This window comes from Bradyrhizobium sp. STM 3809 (genome assembly GCF_000239795.1).
In the GTDB taxonomy this organism is placed as follows: domain Bacteria; phylum Pseudomonadota; class Alphaproteobacteria; order Rhizobiales; family Xanthobacteraceae; genus Bradyrhizobium.
Window position 1 is genome coordinate 1 of sequence record NZ_CAFJ01000486.1, and the last position, 6,578, is coordinate 6,578.

Below are 6,578 nucleotides of genomic sequence, written 5' to 3' on the forward strand. Positions count from 1 at the left end.
GGTCTCGGCGGCAGCGGGGCGCTGACCAAGTCCGGCTTGGGCACGCTGACGCTGACCGGCGCCAACAGCTACTCTGGCGCAACCACGATCGATGCCGGCGTGCTCGATCTCCCAGGTTCCTGGAACGTGGGCGCTGGCATTGCGACGGCCAGCGTGGCGGTGGGAGCGACGTTCTCCGGGACGGGCGTCCTGACCGCCTCGACCCTGTCGCTCAGTGGGGGCGGCACCGTCAACCTCTCGGGCAGCAATGCCGTCGGTGCGATCACCACGTCCGGCACGCTCGGCGCGGTCACGTTCAACGATGCGCACGCGCTCGCGCTTGGCAGCCTTGCATCCACGGGCCGAATTGTGGTGACGACCGGAAACGGTTTCGACCTGAACGTCGGCAGCGGAGCGATCGCGACCACGTCGAACTCGGGCAATGCCATCGTGCTGGGAAGCGGCCACGATCTCACGCTTGCGAATGGCACGTCGCTGATCGGCGCCAGCCCTGTCCTGACGGCGGCGAACGCCTTCATCAACAATGCCGGCGCGAGCGCGGTCACGGCGACCTCGGGCCGTTGGCTGATCTATTCCAGCGCGCCCGGTTCTGACAGCTTCGGCGGCCTCGACAGCGGCAACACCGCACTTTGGAATGCGACCTATGCGAGCCGTCCACCCGGCAGCATCGGCGTTGCCGGCAACCGCTATCTGTTCGCGATGCAGCCGACACTGACATTCACGCCGACGAGCCTCGGCAAGACATATGGCGTCGACGCGACGGCCATGCTGGCGACGAGCTATGCCGTGTCTGGCTATCAGTCCGGTGCCGCCAATGCCTTCCGTGGCGATAGTGCCGCGACGGCATTCGCCGGCAGCCCGTTGCTGACCTCCAGCGGAGCGGCCGCAACCGCCAGCGTTGCGGGCGGGCCCTATGCCATCAACCTTGCCCAGGGCTCGCTCGTCTCGGCCGCCGGCTACGCGTTCGGCTTTGGCGGCCCCGCGACGCTGACGGTGACTCCCGCGCCGGTGACGGTCCGGGCGCTCGGCGGCGCCTCGGTCCATGGCGCGCTGTCGTTCAATCCGGGGCTCGCTGCCACGGGCCTTCAGAACGGCGAGACCGTGGGCGTGCTGACTGGCCTGTCGAACAGCTTCGGCATCACGCCTCAGACACCGGTCGGCAGCTACATGCTGTCTGTCGCGGGCACGCTGACGAATACGAACTATGTCGTGACCGGAACATCGCCTGCGGCTTGGCAGGTCATCCCGTCGGACCTGCCCAGCCTGACGCCGAGCGTCCACGTGAGAGCGGAATGGGATTGCGCGGCTGCAACCGTCGGCTCGGTGTCCGCGCGTTCGATCTGCGGGAGCCGCATGTCGGACCGGTGATGAGCCCTGGCAGGGTGGAGGAGTATGATACTGCCCGTGGTGTCGTACTGATCCGGGACGCCGTCTCGCTCCTGATCCTCACATGGTAACCGGGGCCTTAACGCGCAGGCTGCTTCGATCGCGACACTTTTCATCAAATATCAGTTCAAACCGGTTCCAATCGCCGCGCACAACGGAGCGCGAGGCACGGCTTCTGACATCGTGCAGTGAGTTGAGTATCGTCATGACGGACAGGTCCAGAAAGTCGGGATCGCTCGCCACGCCGGGTTGGAGCGTTGGCCTGGCCATGCTGCTCGGCACCGCCTCGATGCTGGTGCTGGCGTCGCGTGCGGAGGCTCAGAGCACGCTGCCACAGGGCGCCTCCGTCGCCTCCGGCCAGGTGAGCTTCTCCAATCCGAGCAGCAATGCGCTGACGGTCACGCAGACGTCGGCGAGGGCCATCGTCAACTGGAACAGCTTCTCCGTCGGCAGCAATGCCAGCGTCAATTTCGCCCAGCCGAATGCGAGCGCGGCGATCCTCAACCGCGTGACCGGCGGCACCTCCTCGAGCATCGCAGGCAACATCACCGGCAACGGCCAGGTCTATCTGGTGAACCCCAACGGCATCGCGATCACGCCGACCGGCAACGTGCAGGTCGGCGGCGGCTTCGTCGCGTCCACGCTCGACATCAGCGATGCCGATTTCAATGCCGGCCGGCTCAACTTCACCGGCAGAGGTGGTGCCTCCGCTGCTGTCAGCAATGCCGGTACGATCAGCGGGGCGTCCGGCTCCTATGTCGGCCTGATCGGCGGCTCCGTCTCCAACAGCGGCACCATCAACGTGCCGCTCGGCAAGGTCGGCCTCGGTGCCGGCGAGCAGGTCACGCTCGATCCGAGCGGCGACGGCTTCCTGCAGGTGGCGCTGCCGACCAGCGCCAAGGCCGCGGACGGCAAGGCGCTGCTCGACGTCTCCGGCCGGATCACCTCGCCGGGTGGACGGGTGGAGATCCGGGCTGCAGCCGCGCAGCAGGCGGCGCGCGACGTCGTCAACATCTCCGGCGCGATCTCGGCCCGCTCGGTCTCGGGCCGCTCCGGGAGCATCGTGCTCGGCGGCGGCAGCGGCGCCGTGACCGTGTCCGGCCGGCTCGCAGCCAATGGCGGCCGCCGCCATGCCGGCGGCACGATCGTGGTCACCGGCAGCAAGGTCGCGCTCACCGACACCGCGCGGCTCCGCGCCAACGGCAGGCGCGGCGGCACGATCCTGATCGGCGGCGACCAGCGCGGCGGCAGCGATCCCGCGGCGAAGCTCGTCAGCGGCGATGTCGCGAACGCGCAGGTCACGACGGTGGCGAAGGGCGCAACGATCGCCGCGAACGGCAGCGATGGCGACGGCGGCAAGGTCGTGGTGTGGTCCGATCAAATGACCGAGCTGCGTGGCACGATCAGCGCGACCGGCGCGGGCAGCGGCAATGGCGGCGCCGTGGAAACCTCGAGCCACGGGGTGCTGAACTACCAGGGCACGGTCGACGTCACCGCGCAGAACGGCCGCACCGGCACCCTGCTGCTCGATCCCTACAACGTCACGATCTCGACCGGCAGCGACACCACGATGTCGAACTCCGGCGGCACCTATTCGCCGACCGCCAACTCCTCGATCCTGTCAGTCGCGACCTTGCAGGCCGCGCTCGCCAGCGCCAACGTGACGGTCACGACCGGCAGCTCCGGCTCGCAGAACGGCGACATCACGCTCGCCAACGCGCTGAGCTGGAGCAGCGGCAATTCGCTCACGCTGAGCGCGGCTGGCGCGATCCTGCTCAATGCCGGGGTCACCGCCAGCAATGGCAGGCTCGTCCTGACCGGGACGCGGATCTCCTTCAACAGCTCCGTCAATCTCGGCGGCACCCTGACCGCGACGGCGACCGCGGGCGGCGCCAGCAATGGCGTCAGCTTCAGCGGTGCCAGCATCACGACGGGCGCCGGCACCAGCACGATCAGCGGAACGTCATCCAGCGCAAGCGGCGTCAGCTTCGCGGGCGCCACGAGCCTGTCGACGGCGGGATCCCTCTCGGTGTCGGGTACGTCGACCAGTGGCTATGGCAGCAATCTTGGATCCTCGGCAACGCTGTCCACGTCCGGGACGGTCTCGCTCGCCGGAACGTCTAGCTCGAGCACCGGGTTTTATGTCGATACGTCGTCGAGCATGACCAACGTTTCGGGCAATCTCGCCGTCACCGGGAGCAGCACGTCGGCGATCGGAGCCTACTTCTTTGGAGGCAGCAACACGCTGACCAATTTGGGTGCGGGCTCCTTCGCCATCACTGGCAATTCCGCGGCCGCATCGAACTACGGCTTGGCGTTGAATTCCAACCTGACCAGCTCGGGCAACATCACGCTCAGCGGTAACAATACCAACGCGTCCTACGGTCTGTTTCTCTCCGGCACCACGATCACCGACAATGCCGGAAATCTGACGCTCAGCGGCGCTGCGTCGGGTAACAATGCGGTCTGGATCAACGGCAATACGCTGAGTCTTCTCAACAATGGAGCCGGCACGCTACAGCTCAGCGGCAGCACCCCGAGCGCAACCGGTCGCGGAGTTCGCTTCAACACCGGCTCCAACCTGACGACGTCGGGCACGGTGACGGTGCTTGGCTCATCCAGCGGCAGCGACGGCCTGTCGTTCAAGGGCGGCAATACCATCACCGTCGCAAGCGGCACGCCGACGTTCACCGGCACCTCGACCTCCGGAAACGGAGTCTACTTCCAGGGCTCTGCGACGATCAACAATCAGACCGGCGCCGGTATCGCTTTCACGGGGACGAGTTCGAGCGGTTTTGGATTGAAGGTCGAGAACGGGGCCAATGTCTCAAGCCAGGGCAGCGTGCAACTGTCCGGGACGAGCACGAGCGGAGCGGGCCTGGTTGCCGTCGGAGGCAATCTGACGGCGTCGTCCGGATCCCTTACCCTGTCGGGCACCAGCAGCTCGAGCGATGGTGTCAATCTCGCCTCGGGCGGAGCGGTCGGCAGCTCCGGGTCGGTCGCGATCTCGGGCACGTCGACGAGCGGAACGGGACTGGTGCTGAACGGGGTGAACACGATCACCAACAATGCCGGCAATCTTGCGCTGGCGGGATCGTCGAGCTCTGCGTCTGGCGTCTTTCTCTACGGAACGACGACTCTGACCAATGCCGGCGCCGGGAGTTTCTCACTGAGCGGAACCAGCGCCAGCGGCCAGGGCATCTTCGACTATTCCAACGCCACCGTGGCCACCTCGGGCAACATCAACATCTCGGGGACGTCGACCAGCGCCGTCGGGCTCTATTTCCTCGGCACCAACGTCGTGTCCAGCAGCTCCGGCAACGCGACGTGGACGGGAACCTCGACGAGCAATCAGGGAGTCTGGTTCAACAGCGGCGCCTTCAGCCTGGTGAATTCCGGCGCCGGGACGCTGGCGCTGAGCGGTTCGAGCACCAGCTCCGGCGGCATTGCTTCCAATGGCGGCACCAGCCTGTCGTTGTCCGGCGGCGTGAGCCTGTCCGGGACATCGGCGACGAACTCCGGCCTGCTGTGGTTCGGCAACAACACGATCACCGTCGCCAGCGGCGCGCCGACGATCGCGGGGGACTCGACATCAGGCACGGCGGTCTCCTTTGGGAGCATGACGATCGACAACCAGACGGGCAGCGCCGTGACGCTTGCTGGCAGCAGCGCCAGCGGCTCGGGGCTCTCGATCGCCTACGGGGCGTCGCTCTCGACCTCGGGAGGCGGCGTGCAACTGTCGGGCTCCAGCAGCAGCGGCACGGGTCTTGTCACTGGCGGCAACAACGCGATCACCATGACCTCCGGCGCATTGACGCTGTCGGGCACCACCTCATCCGGTTCGGCGTTCGGCTATGACACGTCCGCCAGCGGCACTGCGATCACCAATAACGGAGCGGGGGTGCTCACGCTCACCGGGGGCGGCGGCGGCAAGCTCGGCGCCACGATCACCTCCAACGCCGCGCCCGTGGTGCTCAACGGCACGGGGACGGTCACCCAGACCGGCGGCGCGATCACGACGACCGGGCTGAAGCTGTCGGGGACGGCGAGCTACGCGCTGAATGCGAACAATCTGGTCGGCACGCTTGCGGCAAGCGGAGTGGGGGCGCTCAGCTTCTATGACGCGCAGGCGCTGACGATCGGCACGGTGCAGGGAACGACCGGAGTCAGCGCGAGCGGCAGTGCCACCATCGTCAGCGCCGGCAATCTGACGCTGGCCGGCGGCGCAACCGTATCCGGCGCAAGTCCCGTGCTGTCGACCGCCCTGGCCTTCATCAACAATGCCGGCGCCAATGCGGTGACGGCGACCTCGGGCCGCTGGCTGATCTACTCGAGCGCGCCCGGCGCCGACAGCTTCGGGGGCCTCGACAGCGGCAACACCGCGATCTGGAACGCGACCTATGCGACGAGGCCGCCCGGCAGCATCAGCGCCACCGGCAACCGCTATCTGTTCGCAATGCAGCCGACGCTGACCGTCACGCCGGCCAGCTTCAGCAAGACCTACGGCTCGGATGCGACGGCTGCGCTCGCGACCGCCTACGGCGTGTCCGGCTATCAGTCCGGCGTGGCCAATGCCTTCCTCGGCGATACGGCCGCGACCGCGTTCAGCGGGACGCCGACGCTGACCTCCAGCGGCGCGGCCGCGACCGCCAACGTTGCCGGAGGCCCTTACGGGATCAACATCGCCCAGGGCGCGCTGGCCTCGGCCGCCGGCTATGCGTTCGGCTTCGGCAGCGGCACGTTGACCGTGACCCCCGCGCCGGTGGTGGTGCGGGCGCTCGGTGGCGCATCGGTCGTCGGCATCCCGTCCTCCAATCCCGGCCTCGCGGCAAGCGGCCTGCAGAACGACGACACCGTGAGCGCGCTGACGGGGCTGTCCAACAGCTACGGCATCACGCCGTGGACGCCGCTCGGCAGCTACACGCTCTCGGTCGCGGGACATCTCACCAATCCGAACTACGTCGTCGTCGGGACCTCGTCTGCGCTGTGGCGCGTCACCACGCCGGATGTGGCAAACCTGACGCCGAGCCTTCACGGATCGGCGGGCGCCAAATGGGTGTGCGCGGCCGCCGACTTCGGAGGGCCGGCGATCCGCTCCCTGTGCAGCTGGCAGACCTCGAATCGCTGATGGCGTGGCCTGATCGCCCACGCGACACCGCGGCGGGTTGAAGCCAGCGGGCGGCGGCCGGACC

2 protein-coding genes are annotated in these 6,578 nt (G+C 67.6%); both read left to right on the forward strand.

All coding sequences use genetic code 11. From position 1 onward, the window contains the following. Positions 1–1,368 (forward strand): autotransporter-associated beta strand repeat-containing protein (locus BRAS3809_RS37640; RefSeq protein ID WP_035657694.1); only part of this gene is annotated, 1,368 nt, incomplete at its 5' end. Positions 1,369–1,591: 223 nt separating this feature from the next. Beyond that, positions 1,592–6,514, forward strand: coding sequence for a beta strand repeat-containing protein (locus BRAS3809_RS22520; protein WP_008964342.1), 4,923 nt, complete (start codon positions 1,592–1,594; stop codon positions 6,512–6,514). The last annotated feature ends 64 nt before the right edge of the window (positions 6,515–6,578 follow it).

What these genes read in the sequence shown, in the direction of transcription:
- BRAS3809_RS22520 (WP_008964342.1), top strand. Translation starts at nt 1,592, where the DNA reads ATGACGGACAGGTCCAGAAAGTCGGGATCGCTCGCCACGCCGGGTTGG.